The organism is Mesorhizobium sp. M1004 (genome assembly GCF_040318795.1).
Lineage (GTDB): Bacteria > Pseudomonadota > Alphaproteobacteria > Rhizobiales > Rhizobiaceae > Mesorhizobium.
Map to the genome: position 1 here is coordinate 103,769 of NZ_JAMYNB010000013.1, position 19,684 is coordinate 123,452.

At 63.2% G+C, this 19,684-nt stretch carries 20 protein-coding genes and 1 other RNA gene; 14 read left to right on the top strand and 7 right to left on the bottom strand.

The genetic code is table 11. The features are described 5' to 3' along the window. Positions 1-2 precede the first annotated feature (2 nt). The 3 genes from NKH54_RS24975 (at position 3) to NKH54_RS24985 (ending at position 5,998) form a co-directional block, all read left to right on the top strand. Positions 3-1,412: an FAD-binding oxidoreductase gene (locus tag NKH54_RS24975; RefSeq protein ID WP_353029222.1), complete on the top strand. Its 1,410-nt coding sequence runs from the start codon at positions 3-5 to the stop codon at positions 1,410-1,412. A gap of 65 nt (positions 1,413-1,477) precedes the next feature. Beyond that, positions 1,478-1,912: a hypothetical protein gene (locus NKH54_RS24980; protein WP_352522192.1), complete on the top strand. Its 435-nt coding sequence runs from the start codon at positions 1,478-1,480 to the stop codon at positions 1,910-1,912. Positions 1,913-2,065: 153 nt separating this feature from the next. Further along, complete coding sequence (locus NKH54_RS24985) at positions 2,066-5,998, top strand: AsmA family protein (RefSeq protein ID WP_353029223.1); 3,933 nt, start codon at positions 2,066-2,068, stop codon at positions 5,996-5,998. 7 nt (positions 5,999-6,005) lie between these two features. Here NKH54_RS24985 and NKH54_RS24990 read toward each other — a convergent pair whose 3' ends face one another. From NKH54_RS24990 to NKH54_RS25005, 4 genes are all read right to left on the bottom strand, one after another. Continuing rightward, positions 6,006-6,227, bottom strand: coding sequence for a ribbon-helix-helix domain-containing protein (locus tag NKH54_RS24990; RefSeq protein WP_353029224.1), 222 nt, complete (start codon positions 6,225-6,227; stop codon positions 6,006-6,008). A 13-nt stretch (positions 6,228-6,240) separates the two neighbouring features. Next, a complete protein-coding gene (locus NKH54_RS24995; protein WP_023682102.1) occupies positions 6,241-6,435 on the bottom strand; it encodes a DUF4169 family protein in 195 nt (64 codons plus the stop codon). Positions 6,436-6,453: 18 nt separating this feature from the next. Then, a complete protein-coding gene (locus NKH54_RS25000) occupies positions 6,454-6,999 on the bottom strand; it encodes an SspB family protein (RefSeq protein ID WP_023667419.1) in 546 nt (181 codons plus the stop codon). 130 nt (positions 7,000-7,129) lie between these two features. Further along, a complete protein-coding gene (locus tag NKH54_RS25005) occupies positions 7,130-7,813 on the bottom strand; it encodes a TetR/AcrR family transcriptional regulator (RefSeq protein ID WP_023668320.1) in 684 nt (227 codons plus the stop codon). A gap of 188 nt (positions 7,814-8,001) precedes the next feature. Here NKH54_RS25005 and NKH54_RS25010 point away from each other — a divergent pair, with 188 nt between their 5' ends. Continuing rightward, a complete protein-coding gene (locus tag NKH54_RS25010) occupies positions 8,002-9,207 on the top strand; it encodes a multidrug effflux MFS transporter (protein WP_023682099.1) in 1,206 nt (401 codons plus the stop codon). Positions 9,208-9,419: 212 nt separating this feature from the next. Here the strand turns inward: NKH54_RS25010 and ssrA are convergent. Next, positions 9,420-9,778, bottom strand: a transfer-messenger RNA (tmRNA) gene (gene ssrA / locus NKH54_RS25015). 168 nt (positions 9,779-9,946) lie between these two features. Here ssrA and NKH54_RS25020 point away from each other — a divergent pair. After that, entirely contained in the window at positions 9,947-10,258 is a 312-nt protein-coding gene (locus NKH54_RS25020) for a DUF2853 family protein (protein WP_023668323.1), read from the top strand. A gap of 337 nt (positions 10,259-10,595) precedes the next feature. After that, on the top strand, positions 10,596-11,390 hold the full coding sequence (locus NKH54_RS25025) for a thymidylate synthase (protein WP_023682098.1): 795 nt from the start codon (positions 10,596-10,598) through the stop codon (positions 11,388-11,390). A 15-nt stretch (positions 11,391-11,405) separates the two neighbouring features. Here NKH54_RS25025 and NKH54_RS25030 read toward each other — a convergent pair whose 3' ends face one another. After that, the gene (locus tag NKH54_RS25030; protein WP_245263047.1) at positions 11,406-11,615 is read right to left on the bottom strand and encodes a hypothetical protein; all 210 of its coding nucleotides are present in this window, start codon (positions 11,613-11,615) and stop codon (positions 11,406-11,408) included. 159 nt (positions 11,616-11,774) lie between these two features. Between NKH54_RS25030 and modA the strand changes: the two genes are divergently transcribed. The 4 genes from modA to NKH54_RS25050 all read left to right on the top strand — a co-directional run bounded on the left by modA (position 11,775) and on the right by NKH54_RS25050 (position 14,809). After that, positions 11,775-12,569, top strand: a complete 795-nt coding sequence (modA, locus tag NKH54_RS25035) for a molybdate ABC transporter substrate-binding protein (protein ID WP_156939240.1) — start codon at positions 11,775-11,777, stop codon at positions 12,567-12,569. A gap of 15 nt (positions 12,570-12,584) precedes the next feature. Continuing rightward, positions 12,585-13,289, top strand: a complete 705-nt coding sequence (modB, locus tag NKH54_RS25040; protein WP_353029226.1) for a molybdate ABC transporter permease subunit — start codon at positions 12,585-12,587, stop codon at positions 13,287-13,289. Next, positions 13,286-14,398, top strand: coding sequence for a molybdenum ABC transporter ATP-binding protein (gene modC / locus NKH54_RS25045; RefSeq protein ID WP_353029227.1), 1,113 nt, complete (start codon positions 13,286-13,288; stop codon positions 14,396-14,398). The genes modB and modC overlap by 4 nt, the downstream gene beginning before the upstream one ends. Positions 14,399-14,467: 69 nt before the next feature. Next, positions 14,468-14,809, top strand: a complete 342-nt coding sequence (locus tag NKH54_RS25050; protein WP_023682094.1) for a winged helix-turn-helix domain-containing protein — start codon at positions 14,468-14,470, stop codon at positions 14,807-14,809. Between the two features lie 202 nt (positions 14,810-15,011). Here NKH54_RS25050 and cobF read toward each other — a convergent pair whose 3' ends face one another. Beyond that, positions 15,012-15,785, bottom strand: coding sequence for a precorrin-6A synthase (deacetylating) (gene cobF, locus NKH54_RS25055; RefSeq protein WP_023668328.1), 774 nt, complete (start codon positions 15,783-15,785; stop codon positions 15,012-15,014). Positions 15,786-15,932: 147 nt separating this feature from the next. Here cobF and NKH54_RS25060 point away from each other — a divergent pair, with 147 nt between their 5' ends. The 4 genes from NKH54_RS25060 to hflC all read left to right on the top strand — a co-directional run bounded on the left by NKH54_RS25060 (position 15,933) and on the right by hflC (position 19,684). Next, positions 15,933-16,949, top strand: a complete 1,017-nt coding sequence (locus NKH54_RS25060; protein ID WP_023735947.1) for a DUF4424 domain-containing protein — start codon at positions 15,933-15,935, stop codon at positions 16,947-16,949. Beyond that, positions 16,949-17,467 (top strand): dihydrofolate reductase, encoded by a 519-nt coding sequence (locus NKH54_RS25065; protein WP_353029228.1) that lies wholly within the window; start codon positions 16,949-16,951, stop codon positions 17,465-17,467. The genes NKH54_RS25060 and NKH54_RS25065 overlap by 1 nt, the downstream gene beginning before the upstream one ends. Before the next feature lie 145 nt (positions 17,468-17,612). Continuing rightward, a complete protein-coding gene (gene hflK, locus NKH54_RS25070; protein ID WP_352761885.1) occupies positions 17,613-18,728 on the top strand; it encodes an FtsH protease activity modulator HflK in 1,116 nt (371 codons plus the stop codon). Continuing rightward, positions 18,728-19,684 carry a protease modulator HflC gene (gene hflC / locus NKH54_RS25075; RefSeq protein ID WP_353029229.1) on the top strand — a complete coding sequence of 319 codons (957 nt, stop codon included), beginning with the start codon at positions 18,728-18,730 and terminating at the stop codon, positions 19,682-19,684. The genes hflK and hflC overlap by 1 nt, the downstream gene beginning before the upstream one ends.

The following is a 19,684-nucleotide window of genomic DNA, read 5'->3' on the forward strand; positions in this document are numbered from 1 at the left end:
TCATGGCTCTGAGCGACCTCAATCCGGTCGAACGCAACGAGGAAGGCATTGCGGCGGTGCTCGGCATCCTCAAGCAGCAGTTCGGCGAACGCTTCCAGACCGGCGCGGCGATCCGCTCGCAGCATGCGCACACCACCACCTATATTCCGACGCAGGCGCCTGACGGTGTCGCGCTCCCGGAGACGACAGAAGAGGTGCAAGAGATCGTACGTGCCTGCGCCGCGCACCGCGTGCCGGTCATCGCCTTCGGCGTCGGTTCCTCGCTGGAGGGCCACACCAACGCGCCGGGTGGCGGCATCTCGGTCGACACCTCGCGCATGAACCGCATCCTGTCGGTCAACCCCGAGGATCTCGACTGCACGGTCGAGCCTGGCGTAACGCGCGAGGATTTGAATCGGCACCTGCGCGATACCGGCCTGTTCTTCCCCATCGATCCCGGCGCCAATGCTTCGCTCGGCGGCATGGCGGCAACGCGGGCCTCCGGCACCAATGCGGTGCGCTACGGCACGATGCGTGAAAACGTGCTGTCGCTGACGGCCGTCATGGCCGATGGCGAGACGGTGACGACCGGCAAGCGGGCGAAAAAGAGTTCGGCCGGCTACGATCTGACGCGGCTTCTGGTCGGCTCGGAAGGCACGCTCGGCATCATCACCTCGCTGACCTTGAAGCTGCAAGGCATTCCGCAGGCGATCTCCGGCGGCGTCTGCCCGTTTCCAAACCTCGAGGCGGCCTGCAACGCGGTCATCGCGACCATCCAGATGGGCATTCCGGTGGCGCGCATCGAACTGGTGAATGGACTGCAGATGCGGGCGATGAAGAATTACTCGAAGCTCGATTACCCCGAGAGCCCGTGCCTGTTCGTCGAGTTCCACGGCAGCGATGCCGGCGTCGCCGAACAGGCCGAGACCTTCGGTGCCATTGCTGAAGACAATGGCGGCGGGCCATTCCTTTGGACCAGCGTCGCCGAGGAGCGCACGAAACTCTGGAAAGCCAGGCACGATGCTTATTGGGCGTCGCTGACGCTGCGGCCGGGCACCAAGGGCCTGTCGACCGATGTCTGCGTGCCGATCTCGCGGCTGGCCGAATGCGTTGCCGAAACCGAGGCCGACATTGCCGAGATGGGCCTGGTTGCGCCGATCGTCGGCCATGCCGGCGACGGCAATTTCCATGTGCTGGTGCTGATGGATGTCAACGACCCCAAAGAGATCGCGCTGGCGGAGAAATTCGTCTCGCGGCTGAACATGCGGGCGATCGCCATGGACGGCACCTGCACCGGCGAACACGGCATCGGCCAGGGCAAGATCGGCTTCCTGCGCCATGAGCTCGGCCATGGTGTCGACATCATGCGCTCCATAAAAAAAGCGCTCGACCCGCAAGACATCATGAACCCAGGCAAGATATTACCTGCATAGCCGAAATGTGAGGAGCGGCAATGGATACTCTGATTATAAGGGCATCGCTTGGCAAGACACTGTTATTGCTGTCGGCCAGCCTCTTCTTTGTCCTGGCCTGCGCTTTCCTGATTTATGTCTCCGAGGACGGCGACACCGCCGGCCTTTGGTGGTGCGTGGCCTTTTTCGGGCTGGTCGCGTTGGTGTTTGCCTGGCAGCTTGTGCGGCCGCAGATTCTGGTGCTGAACGGACAAGGTTTCAGTCTCGGCGGAGGCCTTGTTCGATCGCCCAAGCTGGTCCCCTGGAAGGATATCGAAAGCTTCTTCGTCGTCCATCGCCGGCGCAGGATAGGCGATATGATCGGGTACAATTTCGCACCGGGGGTTAAGAAAAGCTCCGTCATGGGCAGCGTGACCAAAAGCCTCGGCGCCGAAGCCGCATTACCGCAGGGCTGGACATTGTCGCCCGAGGAGATGGTAGTGCTGCTGAACGAATATCGCCGACGGGCGGTGGCGGGTTAGTCTGTTGCATGTCGGCCGGCACGCAGTCACAGGCGTCCGAAATCTCTGCTCGTCCAGATACAGAGATCAAGCAACTCTGGATGAATTGCCTCTTTATCGACACGCTGATGCGGGTAGAGTGCGGCTGACTTTCAATCAACCCGTTCGGAGCTGATGCTCGCACGCCTGTTCGTGATCTTCGGTGGCTTGTTTGTGCTGGTGCTGGTTGCGGCGCTGGTGGTGCCGTATTTTGTCGATTGGACCGGGTACCGCGCCCAATTCGAGCGCGAGGCGAGCGCCATTCTCGGCCGCAAGGTGACGGTGCAAGGCGACGCCACGGCGCGGCTGTTGCCGTTCCCCTCGGTGACCTTCTCAAACGTCACGGTCGCCGGCGGCCCCGGCGGCCAGCCGGCAATGACCGTCGAGACCTTTTCGATGGACGCGGAACTGGCGCCGTTCCTGCGCGGCGAAGTGCTGATTTTCGACATGCGGCTGGTGCATCCGAAGGCGACGATCGACATCGCCGATAACGGCACGGTCGACTGGGCGATACGGCCGTCCTCGCCCTTCGATCTCAACCAGATCTCGATCGAGAAGCTCACGGTGACGGAGGGAGAAATTGCGCTCCGCCATGCCGCAGGCGGGCGCAGCCATCTGATTTCCGAGATCAATTCGACCATCTCTGCCAAGTCGCTGGCCGGGCCGTGGCGCATGGACGGAACGTTGCTGCTCGACGGACTGCGTTCGACGGTTGCGGCTTCGACCGGCAAGGCCGAAGGCAGCGGCCAGATGCGGCTGAGGCTCAAGGTCGATCCCGATGCCTATCCACTGGTCATCGAAACCGACGGCAATGCCGGCATCGTCAATGGGGCTGCCGTCTATTCCGGCCAGTTCAAGATTTCCGGCGACGACAAAAACAGCGCCGAACTGCGCGGCGGCGATGGCGAGAGCGTCAAAATCAGCGCCGGCAAACCCGATCCGGGGTTCAGGCTGAACGGCAAGTTCTCGCTCGACCACCAGAAGCTTGGCGTCGACGAATTCCGCTTCGAGACCGGGCCGCTCGACAATCCCTACACAGCCGACGGCAAGGCTTCGGTCGATCTCGGCCTTAGGCCGAACTTCGCCATCGAGGCCAATGGCGCGCAGGTGCAACTGGACGAGGCGGTGGGCGCTGAGAAGGGCGCCGGCCTGACGCTGGACCAGCGTATTGCCGGAATCGAGCAGGCGCTGCTCGAACTGCCGAAGCCGAGCATCCCCGGCACTGTCGAGGTCAAGCTGCCGGCGGTGGTGGCTGGCGACACCACGGTGCGCGACGTGCATCTCTCGGCCGAGCCGGTCGAGGGCGGCTGGTCGGTGAAATCGCTGGCCGCGACCTTGCCCGGGCGCACGACGCTGGAAGCCAGCGGCGTGCTCAGCGTCGAAGATCATTTCCGTTTCAGCGGCTCCATGCTGCTGGCGGTGGCGCAGCCTTCCGGCTTTGCTGCCTGGTTGTCGAAAGATGTCGACGAGGCGATCCGCCGGCTGCCGGCCGCCGGCTTCAAGGCCAAGGTGGACCTGTCGGAGAAGCGCCAGGCGTTCAGCGATCTCGAACTGATCCTCGGCAAGTCGAAGTTCACCGGCCGCATCGATTCCAACCAGCCCGACGACGCCAAGTCCTCGGTGCTGATGCGGCTCGAGGGCGGCGAACTCGATGTCGACGGGCTGACGGCCTTCGCCTCGATCTTCGTCAGCGACAAGGGCGCCAACCGCTTTTCCGACCGTGACCTCGATTTTCAGATCAAGGCAGGGCCGGTCAATGCCGGCGGGCTCACCGCCGACACGGTCGATACCGCGCTCCGGCTCCGCGACGGGCTGCTCGAAATCGACCGGCTGTCGATTGGCGGCCTTGCCGGCGCCTCGATCAGCGCCACCGGCCGGATCAAGGATTTTCCGGCAAGCCCGACCGGCAAGCTCGATGCCTCGGTGGTCGCCGTCGATCTGAAGCCGCTGATCGACATTGCCGCGCAACACTATCCCGACAATCTGATGCTGAAGGGACTGGCTGGCCGCACGGCCGCCTATCCTGAACTGTTCCAGGACGCGCGCGTCGATCTGGTGGCGAGCGCCGCCGACAATGGCGACGGCACTACCGGGCTGGCGGTGAGCGGACAAGGCAAGGCCGGCGGTTCGGCCTTTTCGGCGTCGCTGTCGGGCAAGGGTGCCGTCGGCCAGTTGCTCGACGCGCCGGTGACGGTGACCTTCAACGCCAAAAATCCCGACGCCACCGTGCTGCTGGCGCTCTACGGCCTGCCGGCGCTGCCGCTCGGCATGCTCGGCCAGGCAAGCACCGATATTTCGGCCAAAGGCACGCTCGGCGGCGGCCTGGCGACGAGCTTCAATTTCGCCGCCGATGACTTCAAGGCGACGTTCGACGGCACCGTCGCTCAGACGCCGCAAGGCGCCACCGCCAAGGGCAAGATCGGCCTCGACGCTTCCGATATCGAGCCCTGGCTGATGACGACCGGCGCCGGCCTGCCGGGTATGGGAACGGGCACCTCGACCTCGCTCAGCGCGGATGCCGATTTCGGCAACGGCCTGCTGGTGTTGAGCGGCCTCAGCGGATCCATCAACGAGTCGGAGATTTCGGGCGACGTCAACATCGATGCGAAGCAGGGGCTGCCGCATTTTGCCGGTGCGCTGGCGCTCGACGAACTGGACCTCGACCCGATTGCGGTTGCGCTGTTCGGTGACCAGTCGTTCCTCAGCAGCAACGCGAACTGGCCGACGGCGCCATTCAGCCAGAAATCCAGCCTGCCGTTCAGCGCCGATCTCGATCTGACGACGGCGACGCTTGCCGCCGGACCGCTGGCGACAGCCTATGATGCGTCGCTGTCGTTGAAACTGGACCAGGAAGGCATCCGCGTTTCGGACCTGAAGGCAAAACTGCTGGGCGGCGCGCTCACCGGATTGTTCGAGTTGAAGAACACAGACGGCACGGGGCTGTTCTCCGGCCAGATGAGGCTTGCCGGCGCTGACCTGGCGACTGTGCTGCCGGCTGCCGGATTGAGTGGCAACGGCGATTTCTCGACAGGGCTGTCGACCAGCGGCAAATCGGTCGACGCGATGATTGCCGCACTCTCCGGCTCGGGCACGGCGGCGCTGAAAGGCCTCACCATTGCCGGCGTCAATCCCGATGCCTTCGGCGCGTTGATTGCCAAGGCCGATGCGATCGGGCGCGACATCGACACAGCAAAGACCGCGGGCTTTGCACCTGAGATCGCTGGCGACGGCAGCTTTGCTGCCGGCGATGCCGACATCGCCTTCACGGTCGCCGGCGGCACGTTGCGGGCACCACCGATCAAATTCGAAAACCAGGCGGCGACGCTGTCTGCCGACATCACGGCCGACCTCAACACCGGCACCGTCGCCACCAAGGGCGCGGTCACCTACAAGCCTGGCGACGAGGCGCTGGTCGGCTCCGATCCGACGGTCAGTTTCAGCGTCGATGGGCCGTTCGGGGCGCTGAAGAAGCAGTTCGACAGCGAGCCGCTGGCGCAATTTTTGACCCAGCGTGCCCTGGAAAAGGAGCAGCAGCGGGTCGAGGCGATGCAGGCAGCACTGCTCGAGAAGCAGCGGCTGCGGCGCGAGGTGCGCTACTACTCCGCCCTGCAGACCGAGCGCGACAACGCCGCCGAGGAATTGCGCAAGCAGGAGGAAGCGGCACGGCTCAAAGCTGAGGCCGACGCCAAGGCGAAGGCACAGGCCGACGCAAAGGCACAGGCCGAAGCGGATGCCAAGGCCAAGGCGGATGCCGAAGCAAAGGCCGATGCCGATGCGAAAGTGCAGGCAGAGGCTGACGCCAAGGCCAAGGCGGATGCGGACGCGAAAGCGCAGGCCGAAGAGCAGGCTGCCGAAGACGCCGCAAAGGCCGAGGACGAACGGAAGAAGGCTGAGCAGGCTCGGATCGCTTGGCAGGAAAAAGCCAGGCTGGAGGCCGAGCGCAAGGCTCAGGAGCAGGCGCCGAAGGTCGACCGCTCACTTCCCGGCGTCAATGACGGTTCGGCGCCGCCGAAGCCGAAGACAAATCCGTTCTCCGTCGACAATTTGCTGAAGTCGCTGGGCAATTAAGAACCATTCAGACCGCGCCGCGCTTGGCCCAGTCCAGCACATGAAGCCTGAGCGCCGAGGACAGGTTCGCATCTCGCGGTCTTGTCTCGTCGATCTCCGCGACCAGGGCAGCAAGGGTCAGCTTGCGCGAGGCGGCGATGGCGACGAGATCGTCATAAAAGGGTTTTTCGAGGGAATAGCTGGTGCGATGGCCGCGGATGGTCACGGAGCGTTTTTCGACCGGGCTCACCGCAGGCGGTCCATCAATCGCCCTGGTCTTCCGGGCGTTCGCGGCGGTGGCCGGCGACGAATTTTTCGGCCTTGTCCGATGTCAGACGGTCACGGTTCTTTTCGGCTTTGGAACGGCCGTGCAGAGCGCGGTTCTCGCCGGCGAGCTTTTCCTTTTCGGTGCGCGCCTTCTGCTTGCGGACCTGGCGAAGGTTGACGATTTCGCCCATGTCGCGCCGACCGTCCCGCTACTTCTTGCGGAAGGCGTCGAGCGACACGACGTCGGCGCCCTTGCCGGCGGCGGCATCGGCCACGGCGGGCTTTTTCTCGGCCTCAGTGGCAGCTGCCTTCTTCTCGGCCTTCGGCTTTTTCTCGGAGACGATAGCCAAAGGCTCGGCAGCCGGCTGGGCGGCTGCATCGTCTTCCGCCGGGACGTCGGTCTTAACGTCGAATTCGAGTTCGAAATTGACCGATGGGTCGTAGAAGCCGCGTACGGCCGAGAACGGGATTTCCAGCTTCTCCGGCACGTCGGAGAAGGACAGCCCGACCTCGAAGCCGGTATCGGTCACTTTGAGGTCCCAATACTGGAACTGGATGACGATGGTCATCTGTTCGGGATAGCGCTCGCGCAGCCTGGAGGACACCCGCACGCCCGGCGCGCCGGTCAGGAATGTGATGAAGAAATGATGATTGCCGGGAAGGCCGGTGCGCGCGACTTCGGCCAGGACCTTGCGCATGACGCCGCGCAATGCCTCCTGGGCCAGAATGTCGTAGCGGATGTGGTCGTCGGCCATGTGCTGGTCGGGTTCCGTTGAATCGTCCGCATAGCTGTAATCAAGCTTGAGCGCGGCGTAAACCGGATATAGATCGCTGATGCGCCGAAGCGAAGCCCGTAACGGACGATTTGATCGCCGGCTTTGACGTTCAGGCGCTGGCCAGCTGTTTTTCCACCGCTGCCGCTGATCTGCGCTTGCCGAAGGCGCGCAGGAAGGTGCGCACGCCGTGGGTCGCCGATTGCAGCACTTCGTCTTCGGACGGCATGCCGCCGAGCATGAAGGTGGTCTGCAGTTCGGCGTTGGCCAGCGCCAGGAACTGGCGCGCGGCGACATCGGGATCGTCGACCGCGAGATGGCCGGCATGGGCGAGGCGGGCAAAACGGGCGGCAAGTGCGGGCCAGGTCCGGCCCGGCCCCTGGTCGCGCCATTCGGCGAAGAGCTCGGGATAGCGCTCGCCTTCGGTCTGGATCAGCTTGCGCAGGAAGCGTCCGTCGCGGTTGCAGATGCAGTTCTGATTCATGCGCACGGCAAAGCCAATCAGGTCGGCTTCCAGATCCTTCGGCTGGTCTGGGAAAGAGGCGAAGGTGGCGAAGATGCCGGCATTGCAGCGCTCCGTCAGATCGCGCACCACAGCCATGAAGAGCTTTTCCTTGTCGCGGTGGTGATTATAGATGGTCTGGCGCGACACGCCGGCCTCCACCGCGATCAGGTCGATATTCGCGCCGGCAAAGCCTTCCCGGCAAAAGACCGAAGCCGCCGCATCGATAATCGACATACGCTTGGCCTCGTGGCCGCGTGGGGGGAAAATGTCAGGAGAAACGGCAAGCTTCATAGAAATCTATATAGAGGTGATTGACGAATTAGACAAGGCTGTCTAAATTTGTGGACACAATAAATGGGGAATTCGCTCCGTAGAGACGAATAATCTCGCTCTGAGCCGTCGGATTTCAACGGGATGGAACGTCCTAGGGTTAGTCGTCGCGTTGGCGGCGCCAACCAGACTTGAAAGAAGCCTTTATCATGAGTCCCAAATTCCTCCGCATCGCGGTCGTGCTCGGCCTGTTGTCCGCTATCGGCCCCTTCGCCATCGACATGTATCTGCCGGCGTTGCCTTCGATCGGCGAAGATCTGCATGCCGGCACCGCCGCCGTTCAGATGAGCCTTTTGATCTTCTTCCTGTCGATGGGCTTCGGCCAGATCGTCGTCGGACCGATCTCCGACATGGTCGGCCGCAAGCTGCCGCTTTACGGCGGCCTTGCGCTGTTCATGGTCGGCGGTATCGGTTCGGCCATGAGCCCGACCATCGAATGGCTGATCGCCTTCCGCTTCCTGCAGGGACTGGGCGCCAGCGCCGGCATGGCGGTGCCGCGCGCCATCGTGCGCGACCTGCACACCGGCACCGAAGCCGCCAAGCTGATGTCGCTGCTGATGCTGGTGTTTTCGGTGTCGCCGATCCTGGCGCCGCTGACCGGCAGCCAGATCATCGAGAATTTCGGCTGGCGCGCCGTGTTCTGGACGGTGACGGGCGCGGCCCTGCTGGCCACCATTCTGCTGGCGACCTCGCTGAAGGAGACGCGGCCGGCGGAAGAACGCGTCGGTTCCTCCTTCGGAACCGCACTCGCCGGCTATCGCTTCCTCATGGGTGACCGCAATTTCCTCGGCCTGGTGGCGATCGCCGGCTTCGGCATCGCCAGCTTCTTCGTCTACCTCTCGAGTTCGTCCTTCATCCTGATCGACCATTACGGGCTGTCGCCTTCCGTCTACAGCGTGTTCTTCTCGATCAATGCGGTGGCCTTCATCGGCATGTCGCAACTGACGGGGATGCTGTCGGAGCGCTTCGGGCTGAAGCGCGTCGTCTGGGTGGCGGTAACCGGCTATGCCACGACGATGGTTGTGCTGTTCGCAGTCATGGCGACCGGGGTCGACCGGCTCGATGTTATGGCGGCACTGCTGTTCGTCGGCTACGGCTTCCTTGGCCTGGTCATCCCGACGACGTCGGTGCTGGCCATGGAAGAGCATGGCGAGATCGCCGGCACGGCCTCGGCGCTGATGGGCACGCTGCACTTCGCCATCGGTGCGCTGGCGATGGGCGTCGCCGGCATCTTCTTCGACGGCACCCCGCTGCCCATGGTGGCCGGCATCACGCTCTGCGCGGTGATCTCGTTCACGCTGGCCAAACTGACGCTTGGCCGCTCGCGCGAAGCCGTTGAAGCGCCGGCCGAGTAAGCTGACCGCAATCGACCGGAAAGGCCGGGTCATCCCGGCCTTTTTCACGTCTGGGGTAATCCGGCCCCGGCCAGAACCACGGCCTTCGACCGACGCCAGCGGCAAATTGCACCAGCTCATGGCTCAATTTGGTGTAGGCTTCGCGTCCCATCGTCATGCGAAATCCGGCCAGCGGCGGCCGGCATTGCGCCTACGATATCGAGGAGGGGAGAAGTGGAGGTTTCTGTTGCCAGGTACCTCCGAACCCCGCCTAGAAGTGCGAACCTCTAGGGCTTGATTTGAAGCTATCGCACCGCTTACGCGGCGAGACGTGCTTCCGCATAGTTGTCATTTGCAACTACAGGTTTAGCCCGATGACGGTGGTACCATGCCGGGCAAAAGTACGATCTTTACACCTTCGTCGATCCTATTTCGCCCCCAGCAACAGCCGCTCTGATCACAGAGCGGTTCTTGGTGGAGGCGCCGGGTACCGCCCCCGGGTCCGAACGGCTTATTACATCGCCCATTTATCGCCATAGTCGGTCAAGCCGACAAAACGAATATAGGGGGGCGGCGCACAAAATGAAAGGCCGCAATGACACTTCTTGGCCGCACCAAACTGCGGCGCCGAGGGTTGACTCGCGCGCGGTCTCAACCGAAGCTTTGCGACGGTGAGGAGTACCGACCGAGCGCACAAGTTGCGGCAGCGCGCCACAGCCCTCATCGATCGGATCCCGTGGCGCCGACATGGGGAAATTTGATGGCCGATTATCTCGCAGACGTGAAGAAATACGACGCCGCCGCAAATGCCGATGTGGTTGCCAAGATTGTGAAACATCTGGGCATTGCGTTGCGCAACCGCGATTCCTCGCTGGTATCCTGCACCGACCCCAAGGAATTGGAGCGCGTCAAGACCAACTGGGTTGCCAAGAAACTCGGCGTGACCGACGGGGCGAAAGCCGACTCAGCGATCGAGAAGACCTGCAAGGCGTTGGCCGCCGACAGCTCCAAGAGCCGCGTGACTTTCTACTATCTGGTCGCCAAGGATCTGGGCAAGCTCGGCTCTTTGTAGAGATTATTGCCGATAGGCAGAGCGCGCTTGATTTGCTCCTCACCTGGAGGTCAGCACCGCCCCTCATTGCCCCTGCCGGGCATTTCTCCCCGTATAGTGACGGGGAGAAAGGGCTGACCGCAGCCTTGGCTCTCTCTCTCGAACGCTTGTGATTGGCGAAACCGCTGATGACAGCGCCCCTCTCCCCGTCCTATACGGGGAGAGGTTGGCGGCAGGCAGGTGAGGGGCAGCGCCACCTCTTGAGAGATGGGGCAAGCCGCGTTCTGGTCCCTTTTGCTGTGTTCGGCCGGCGGCCAGTCGGCTATGATGCTGACGATCCCGAATCGAGGCGAAGCCGATGCGCCAGTATCTCGACCTTTTGCAGCATGTGCTGGACAATGGCGCCGATCGTGGCGACCGCACGGGCACCGGCACGCGTGGGGTGTTCGGCTACCAGATGCGCTTCGACCTGTCGCGCGGCTTTCCCGTCACCACCACCAAGAAGCTGCATCTGAAGTCGATCATCCATGAACTCCTGTGGTTCCTGGCCGGCGACACCAACATCAAATACCTTAGAGATCATGGCGTTTCGATCTGGGACGAATGGGCCGACGAGAATGGCGATCTCGGCCCGGTCTATGGCAAGCAGTGGCGCTCCTGGCCGGATGGCCATGGCGGGTCGATCGACCAGATTGCCAATGTTCTGAAGGAGATACGCCGGAATCCGAATTCACGCCGGCTGATCGTTTCGGCGTGGAACCCGGCCGAAGTGGAGGCGATGGCGCTGCCACCGTGCCACTGCCTGTTCCAGTTCTACGTCTCGGAAGGCAAGCTGTCCTGCCAGCTCTACCAGCGCTCGGCCGACATTTTTCTCGGGGTACCCTTCAACATCGCTTCCTACGCGCTGCTGACCTTGATGGTGGCGCAGGTGACCGGGCTAAAGCCCGGCGAGTTCGTCCATACGCTGGGCGATGCGCATCTCTATTCCAACCATTTCGAGCAGGCGCGCGAGCAATTGCGTCGCACGCCCAAGGCGCTGCCGACGCTGTGGATCAATCCGGAAGTGAAGGACCTGTTCGCCTTCCGCTTCGAGGATTTCCGGCTGGAAAACTATTTTGCCGACGCGTCGATCAAGGCGCCAATCGCGGTCTGATCCGCCCACCTTCAATCAATTCCGACCCTCAATCGATGTCGACCATGACGTCGGTTGCCTGATCATGGCATAGGCTGCTTGCCTTTTTCGAGCTTGAGATCGGCAACGGCCTCGTTGGTGATCGAAGCGTGACGACGGAGCCGGCGACATCACCGCGGACAGGCGAGGTGCTTTGACGATCTCGACGATCATTCCCTTGAGGATGTTGCGGGCGCTGATCTTCATCGAAGTTCTTTTCCGGGTTCGGTGCACGTCCAAACCAGAACAATCGATGCCGACCATACGCTTTCGCAGGGAGGCGGCCTTCCCTTGTTATATTCATCCAGATATATCGGTCGGCAGGAGTCGAGCCAGCAGATTTCAAGCCCAGGGAGAGTTTTCATGTTGGGGCACAAAGGTTTTGGATTGAGGGCGATCGCGATTGGCGGCTTTGCCGCAGCGGTGATGGCCGCGATGCCGGCCGCGCATGCAGAAGACAAGGTGATCGTGTTCGCGGCAGCCAGCCTCAAGGACGGGCTCGACGCCGTCACCAAGGCCTGCGAAGCCGATGTCGGTGAATTGGCGACCGTCTCCTACGCCGCGAGCTCGGCGCTGGCCAAGCAGATCGAACTCGGGGCGCCCGCCGATGTGTTCATCTCGGCTGATCTTGACTGGATGAAATATCTCTCCGACAAGAAATTGACCAAGCCGGACACCGAGGTGAAATTGCTCGGCAACCAGATCGTGCTGGTGGCGCCGAAGGATTCGACTGTCGAAACCAGGATCGAGAAAGGCTTCGATCTCGCCAAGCTGATCGGCGACGGCAAGCTCGCCATGGGCGATTTCAAGGCGGTGCCGGCCGGCAAATACGGCAAGGCGGCACTTGAATCGCTCGGCGTCTGGTCGTCGGTCGAAGGCAAGGTGGCGCAGGCCGAGAATGTGCGCGCCGCGCTGAAGCTGGTTTCAACGGGCGAGGCCGCGCTCGGCATCGTCTATGCCACCGACGCGCATGCCGACATGGGAGTCAAGGTGGTCGGCACCTTCCCGGAGGATTCGCACCCGCCGATCATCTATCCGGTTGCCCAGACCACCGATTCGAAGGACAAGGATACCCCGGCTTTCCTGAAGTGCCTGCAGTCCGCCAAGGCGGTGGAGCTGTTTAGGGATCAGGGTTTCACCGTGCTCACGCCGAGCAATTAAGGTAGCGGCTGACGCATGAACTGGCTGCTGGACCTCACTCCCGACGAATGGAATGCGGTCCGGCTGTCGATCAAGGTGGCGACGGTGGCGATGCTGTTCAGCCTGCCGCCGGGCATCTTGATGGCGCTTTTGCTGGCCCGCGGAAAATTCTGGGGCAAGACGCTGCTCAACGGTGTGGTTCACCTGCCGTTGATCCTGCCGCCGGTGGTGACAGGTTATCTCTTGCTGCTTACCTTCGGCCGGCGCGGGCCGGCGGGAGCGTTCCTGACCGAGCATTTCGGCATCGTCTTCTCGTTTCGCTGGACCGGCGCCGCACTGGCCTGCGGTATCATGGGCTTTCCCCTGATGGTGCGGGCGATCCGGCTGTCGATCGAGGCGGTCGACCGCAAAATGGAGGCAGCGGCGGGAACGCTCGGCGCCAACCCGCTCTGGGTCTTCGCCACCATCACGCTGCCGCTGATCCTGCCCGGGCTGATCGCCGGCTCGATCCTGTCCTTCGCCAAGGCGATGGGCGAGTTCGGCGCCACAATCACCTTCGTCTCCAACATTCCCAACGAGACGCAGACGCTGCCTTCGGCGATCTACACCTTCACGCAGGTGCCTGGCGGCGATGACGGGGCACTCAGGCTGACGCTGATCTCCATCGTCATCTCGATGGCCGCATTGGTCGCCTCGGAAGTGCTGGCGCGGCGCGTCGGCCGGCGGATGGACATCGAATGAGCGTGCTGGTGGACATCAGCCATCGGCTCGGCGGTTTCGCCGTCGACGCGCGTTTCGAAAGCGCCGGGCGGCTGACGGCGCTGTTCGGGCCCTCGGGCTCCGGCAAGACGACGCTGATCAACGTGATCGCCGGCCTGATCCGGCCGACCAAGGGCCGTATCGCGGTCGACGGCTGTGTGCTGGTCGACACCGATGCCGGCATTTTCGTGCCGAAGCACAAGCGCCGGATCGGCATGGTGTTCCAGGACGCGCGGCTGTTTCCGCATATGAGCGTGGCCGGCAATCTGCGCTATGGCCGCTGGTTCACGCCACCGGCGGAGCGCTATGCGGATATCGACGCGGTCGTCGAACTGCTCGGCATCGGTCCTCTGCTCGACCGGCGACCGGCAAAGCTCTCGGGCGGCGAGAAGCAGCGCGTGGCGATCGGCCGGGCGCTGCTTGCCAGCCCGAAACTGCTGTTGATGGACGAGCCGCTGGCCTCGCTCGACGATGCGCGCAAAGCCGAGATCCTGCCCTATATCGAGCGGCTGCGCGACGAGACCAAGCTGCCCATCGTATATGTCAGCCACTCCGTCGCCGAGGTGGCGCGGCTGGCCAGCGACGTGGTGGTGATGGCGCAAGGCAAGGTCGCTGCCTCAGGCCCGACCGGCGAGATCATGCAACGGCTCGAATTGCCGCCGGCGGAGGAACGCGGCGAGGGCGGCGCGGTTCTCGACACCAAGGTGCTGCGCCATGATGAGATCTTCGGGATGACCGTGCTCGGCTCGGCGGCGGGCGAAATCCGGGTGCCGCAATTGGCGGTCTCGGTCGGCGCGCCTGTGCGCATCCGAATCCGCGCCCGCGACGTGATGATAGCCACCGAACAGCCGAAAGGTCTCAGTGCGCTCAACATCCTGCCGGGCGCCATCGTCGCAATCGGCTCGGGCGAGGGGCCGACGGTCGAAATCGGCATCGACTGCAATGGCGCAACCGTGCTTGCGCGCATTACCGAACAATCCAGGCAGGTACTGAACCTTCAACTCGGCGGCAAGGTGTTCGCGGTGATCAAGACGGTCAGTTTCGACCGTGCCAACACCGGCGCCGGCCTGCCGGCCGAAGCGGATGGCTGATAGCCGCTATATCGTTTTGGAATAGCGCTATGGGTCGAGAGGGGCTAGTGTGACTGTGGAGGACAAGAGATGCCGTCGCTGAGCCTGCGGATAAATCTCGATCCGGACGGGCGCATAGGTCCGGGCAAGATCGAATTGCTGGAGCAGATCGACACTTTCGGCTCGATCTCGGCTGCGGCACGCGGCATGGAGATGTCCTACAAGCACGCCTGGGATCTGGTGGAAGATATGAACCGTGTGTTCGGCAAGCCACTGGTCGCGGCGCAGACCGGCGGCAAAAAGGGCGGCGGCGCACAGCTGACCTCAGTTGGCCTTGCAGTTGTCAGCCGTTTTCGCGCTATCGAGCGCGCTGCGGCGGCAGCGGCGGCCACGCATATGGACGCCTTGCAGGCGGAGATTGATGCTGGGTGAGGGTTGAAGCTTGCGATCCGTCACACCCCCCTCTGTCCTGCCGGACATCTCCCCCGCAAGGGGGGAGATCAGCTAGCCCGTAGACGGGCGCTAATCTGTTAGGCGATTGGCGAAATCCTCCGTGACGGCCAATCTCCCCACTAGAGGGGGAGATGTCCGGCAGGACAGAGGGGGGCGCGAAGGAACTCGACCTTTGAGCGCGCTATTCCTCGGGCTCTCCTGCTTTACGCAGCAGATAGGTGTCCATGATCCAGCCCTTTCTTTTCCGGGCTTCTTCTCTCGTCCTCTCAATCTCCTCGCCGACATCACCCAGGCGACCGGAAACGATGATCTCGTCCGGTGTGCCGAGATAGGCGCCCCAATGGATGATCAGATCCTTGTCTGCCAGCGTGTTGAAGGCGCATTTGCCGTCGAGCATGACCACGGCGCTGCCGGCATTGTGCGGCATGCCTTGTTCGGCGAGGCGGCGGCCGGTGGTGATCAGCACGGGGTCGCCGATGCGGTTCAGCGCCATTTTGTGGCTGGCGGCGAGCGCCTGGACGGCGGTGATGCCGGGGATGACTTCCAATTCGAATGCGACATTGCCCCTCAGTCTTACGCGCGCGAGGATGCGCAGCGCGCTGTCATAGAGCGAGGGGTCGCCCCAGATCAGGAAGGCGCCGCAGCCGTCCTCGGCAAGTTCGTCGCGGACCAGGCTCTCATAGATCTGGGCGATGGCCTCGTGCCAGTCATCGACGGTCGAGCGATAGGAAGGCGCCGGCTCGGCGCGCACCGGCACGTCGAACTCGACGCGGCGCGATTTCGGATTGCTGACGAAACGGTCGCAGATCTGGCGGCGCAATTCGGCAAGGTCGTTCTTCTTCGCCCCTTTGTCGGGAATAAACAGGACGTCCGCCCGGTTCAGGCCATCAATCGCCTGCACGGTCATATGATCGGGATTGCCGGCGCCGATGCCGATGACGAGAAGCTTGCGCATGACGCGAACTCCTGCCCGATCGAAACCTGTTAGTCCAGACCGCCGATTGGCGTGTCCAGACACTGTGGCGTCCTGTTGGGAGACGGAAGGCTTTGAAACGCCACACTGAAACGGCTAGGGTCGCGGCATTCTTGGCGAGGGGCTTCGATGTTGCAATATGTTCTGACCGTAGCGCTGGCGCTTTCAGCAGCGCCCGCGCTGGCCAATGATACGACCGCCGAACTCGGCACAGGTGGCCTGATCCTGTCGCGTAGCGACGCGGTGTCGATGCAAAGCGAGGACCTCTATATCTCGCCGGAAAAGGTCACGGTCGACTACGTCTTCCACAACAACACGGACAAGGATGTAAATGCCATCGTCGCTTTTCCGCTGCCGGACATCGAAGGCAATCCGGAGGAAATGCCGGCCATCCCGGAAAACCAGAGCGACAATTTCCTTGGCTTCGAGGTGACGATCGACGGAGCGCCGGCAAAGCCGCAGCTCGAGCAGAAAGTGTTCGCTGTCGGCATCGATATCGGCGCCGATCTGAAGGCGCAGAACGTGCCGTTCAATCCGTTCGGCGATGCGGCCAAGGCGGCCCTGGCGAATCTGCCGAAAACGGTCGCCGAGGATTGGGAAAACCGCGGCATCATCATCGAGGATACGGGCAGCGACGGTACCGAGGCGAAAAAGGTCTATACGCCGTGGTGGCAGTTGCGCTCGACCTATTGGTGGCGCGCGACCTTTCCGGCCAACAAGGATGTCCACGTCTCGCACCGCTACAAACCGAGCGTCGGCGGCACGTCATCGGTGAGTTTCTTCTATGACGGCAAGTTCTCCGAGGGCAGCCAGTATACGACCTACAAGACCCGCTACTGCATGGACGACAGCTTCGAGAATGCGGTGCGGCAGGCCGCCAAGGCCGACGGTTATCCGCATTTTTACGAGAACCGCATAGCCTATATCCTGACCACCGGCGGCAACTGGGCCAATGGCAGCATCGGCAAGTTCAAGCTAACCGTCGACAAGGGCAATCCGAAAGCGCTGATCTCGTTTTGCGGCGACAATGTCAAGAAGGTCGGGCCGACGACCTTCGAGACGGCGGCGCAGGATCTCTATCCCGAGCACAACATCGACATATTGCTTTTGGAGCCGTCGGATGACGGCGCCCGGGGAGCCAACTGATGGACGTCGCGATCTATGTCGCCATTGCGCAGAACGGCGTCATCGGGCGCGACGGCGGCTTACCGTGGCGGCTGTCCACCGATCTCAAGCGCTTCAAGTCCGATACGATGGGCAAGCCCGTCATCATGGGCCGCAAGACTTATGAAGGCATCGGCCGGCCGCTGCCGGGCCGATTGAACATCGTGGTGACCCGCGACAAGGCCTGGCGCGCCGAGGGCATAGAGGTGGCGCACTCGCTGGAGGCAGCGATCCAGCTGGCCACGGTGCGCGGGCGTTGCATGGCCGGCGTCGACGAAATCTGCATCATCGGCGGCGGCGAGATCTATGCGCAGGCGCTGCCGCTGGCAGACCGGCTGCACGTCACCCATGTGCTGGCGGCGGTCGATGGCGACGCGCATTTTCCCGATATCGATCCGGATTTGTGGCGCCTTGTCAGCGCTCAGGACGTTCCGGCCGGTGAAAAGGACAGCCATGCGACGCGCTATTCGGTTTACGAGCGACGCCGCGGCGTGCATTGAGACGATAAAAGGGTCGCGAACGTCCAAAACGGACATGCTCGGCAGCGGATCGCGTTGAAAGCGCATCGCTGCGTCCCTATAGAAGAACAACTGGATTTTGCGCCGCAACGTCGGCGCTGAGGGAATCCCAAGCGAAAGGACATTCATGCCCTGGAACGACAAGAGCGGCGGCGGCGGCCCATGGGGCGGCGGCGGCAACAATCAGGGACCCTGGGGGCAGGGACCGAAGGGGCCTAGCGGCCCGCCGGGGTCACCTCCCGATCTCGAAGACATCATCCGCCGCGGCCAGGACCGGCTGCGGCGCGCGCTGCCCGGTGGCGGCGGCGCCAGCCCGGCCGTCTTTGCGCTGATCGCAGCGGCTCTGATCGTGCTGTGGGCGTTCAAGGCGGTCTACACCGTGCAGCCGGACGAGGTTGCGGTCGAGCTGCGCTTCGGCAAGCCGAAGGCGGAGCTGTCGCAGCCGGGTCTGCATTTCCATTGGTGGCCGGTCGAGACCGTCGAGACGGCCAACATCGCCGAACAACTCGTCGATATCGGTGGTGGCGGCGCGACGAGCGGCAACTCGTCGGGGCTGATGCTTACCGGCGACCAGAACATCGTCAACGTCCAGTTTTCGGTGGCCTATCAGGTCTCCGATCCCCGGGCCTATCTGTTCGACGTCTCCGACCCAGAAGGCATGCTGCAGCAGGTCGCAGAGAGCGCCATGCGCGAAGCGGTCGGCCGGCGACCGGCCCAGGACATCTTCCGCGACGACCGTCAGGGCATTGCGGCGTCGGTGCGTGAAATCATCCAGACGACGCTGGACGGCTACAAGGCCGGCCTGAACGTCAACGCGGTTTCGATCGAGGACGCGGCGCCGCCGCGTGAAGTGGCCGACGCGTTCGACGAAGTGCAGCGCGCCGAGCAGGACGAAGACAAGTTCGTCGAGCAGGCCAACCAGTATTCCAACCAGAAGCTCGGCCAGGCGCGTGGCGCCGCGGCGCAGATCCGCGAGGACGCGGCAGCCTACAAGAACCGTGTCGTCCAGGAAGCCGAAGGTGAGGCGCAGCGCTTCATCTCGGTCTATGACGAATACGCTAAGGCGCCCGACGTGACGCGCCGGCGGCTTTATCTGGAAACGATGGAGAAGGTGCTGAAGGATTCCAACAAGGTCATCGTCGAACAGGGCAATGGACAAGGGGTCGTTCCCTATCTGCCGCTGCCGGCACTGCAGCCGAAGGCGCCGGCGCCTGCCGGCGCGACCACGGGAGGAGCCCAGTGATGGCCAATCGTCTTCCCATCATCGCGGTCATCGCGGCCGTGCTTCTGTTCTTGCTCTACTCCTCGGTCTTCGTGGTCAACGCGCGCCAGCAGGCGCTCGTGCTGCGGTTCGGCGAGATCGTCGACGTGAAGAATGAACCCGGCATCTATTTCAAGGCGCCTTTCGCCTTCTTCGACGCCGACAGCGTGCAATTGATCGAAAACAGGGTGCTGCGCTTCGATCTCGACAACATCCGCGTCCAGGTTTCGGGCGGCAAGTTCTACGAGGTCGACGCTTTCATCGCGTACCGCATCTCGGATCCGCGGGTGTTCCGCTCAGCCGTGTCCGGCCAGATCACACTGGCCGAAGCACGACTGAGGACGCGTCTCGATGCGGCGCTGCGCCGTGTCTACGGTCTGCGCGACTTCGAGGCGGCGCTTTCGGAAGAGCGGGCCGTGATGATGCGCGAAGTGCGCGATCAGCTTCGGCCCGACGCCACCTCGCTCGGCCTGCAGATCGAGGATGTGCGCATCCGCCGAACCGATCTGACGGCCGAGGTTTCGCAGCAGACCTTCGACCGCATGAAGGCCGAACGTTTGGCCGAGGCCGAACGGCTGAGGGCACGCGGCAAAGAGGCCGCGCAGCGCATCACCGCCCGCGCCGACCGCGAAGTGGTGGAAATCGTCGCCGAAGCGCGCAAGGAATCGGAAATCCTGCGTGGTGAAGGTGAAGCCCAGCGCAGCGCGACCTTTGCCGACGCCTACAAACGCGATCCGGCGTTCTTCGACTTCTACCGGTCGATGAATGCCTATGGCACGGCGCTGGACAACTCCGGGACGACGATGGTGCTGTCGCCGAACTCGGAGTTCTTCCGCTTCTTCCGCAATCCGGACGGGACGGACGCGAAGCTGGCGGCGCCTGCGGCTCCGGCGACGGCACCTGCCGCGCCGGCTGCACAACCTGCACCCGCCCAGTAG

Coding starts and splice junctions, on each gene's coding strand:
- NKH54_RS24975 (WP_353029222.1), top strand. CDS start 3: ATGGCTCTGAGCGACCTCAATCCGGTCGAACGCAACGAGGAAGGCATT.
- NKH54_RS24985 (WP_353029223.1), top strand. CDS start 2,066: ATGCTCGCACGCCTGTTCGTGATCTTCGGTGGCTTGTTTGTGCTGGTG.
- NKH54_RS25030 (WP_245263047.1), bottom strand. CDS start 11,615: ATGAAGATCAGCGCCCGCAACATCCTCAAGGGAATGATCGTCGAGATC.
- NKH54_RS25060 (WP_023735947.1), top strand. CDS start 15,933: ATGTTGCAATATGTTCTGACCGTAGCGCTGGCGCTTTCAGCAGCGCCC.
- NKH54_RS25010 (WP_023682099.1), top strand. CDS start 8,002: ATGAGTCCCAAATTCCTCCGCATCGCGGTCGTGCTCGGCCTGTTGTCC.
- NKH54_RS25020 (WP_023668323.1), top strand. CDS start 9,947: ATGGCCGATTATCTCGCAGACGTGAAGAAATACGACGCCGCCGCAAAT.
- hflC (WP_353029229.1), top strand. CDS start 18,728: ATGGCCAATCGTCTTCCCATCATCGCGGTCATCGCGGCCGTGCTTCTG.
- hflK (WP_352761885.1), top strand. CDS start 17,613: ATGCCCTGGAACGACAAGAGCGGCGGCGGCGGCCCATGGGGCGGCGGC.
- NKH54_RS25050 (WP_023682094.1), top strand. CDS start 14,468: ATGCCGTCGCTGAGCCTGCGGATAAATCTCGATCCGGACGGGCGCATA.
- NKH54_RS25025 (WP_023682098.1), top strand. CDS start 10,596: ATGCGCCAGTATCTCGACCTTTTGCAGCATGTGCTGGACAATGGCGCC.
- NKH54_RS25000 (WP_023667419.1), bottom strand. CDS start 6,999: ATGGCCGACGACCACATCCGCTACGACATTCTGGCCCAGGAGGCATTG.
- NKH54_RS25065 (WP_353029228.1), top strand. CDS start 16,949: ATGGACGTCGCGATCTATGTCGCCATTGCGCAGAACGGCGTCATCGGG.
- modC (WP_353029227.1), top strand. CDS start 13,286: ATGAGCGTGCTGGTGGACATCAGCCATCGGCTCGGCGGTTTCGCCGTC.
- NKH54_RS24995 (WP_023682102.1), bottom strand. CDS start 6,435: ATGGGCGAAATCGTCAACCTTCGCCAGGTCCGCAAGCAGAAGGCGCGC.
- cobF (WP_023668328.1), bottom strand. CDS start 15,785: ATGCGCAAGCTTCTCGTCATCGGCATCGGCGCCGGCAATCCCGATCAT.
- NKH54_RS25005 (WP_023668320.1), bottom strand. CDS start 7,813: ATGAAGCTTGCCGTTTCTCCTGACATTTTCCCCCCACGCGGCCACGAG.
- modB (WP_353029226.1), top strand. CDS start 12,585: ATGAACTGGCTGCTGGACCTCACTCCCGACGAATGGAATGCGGTCCGG.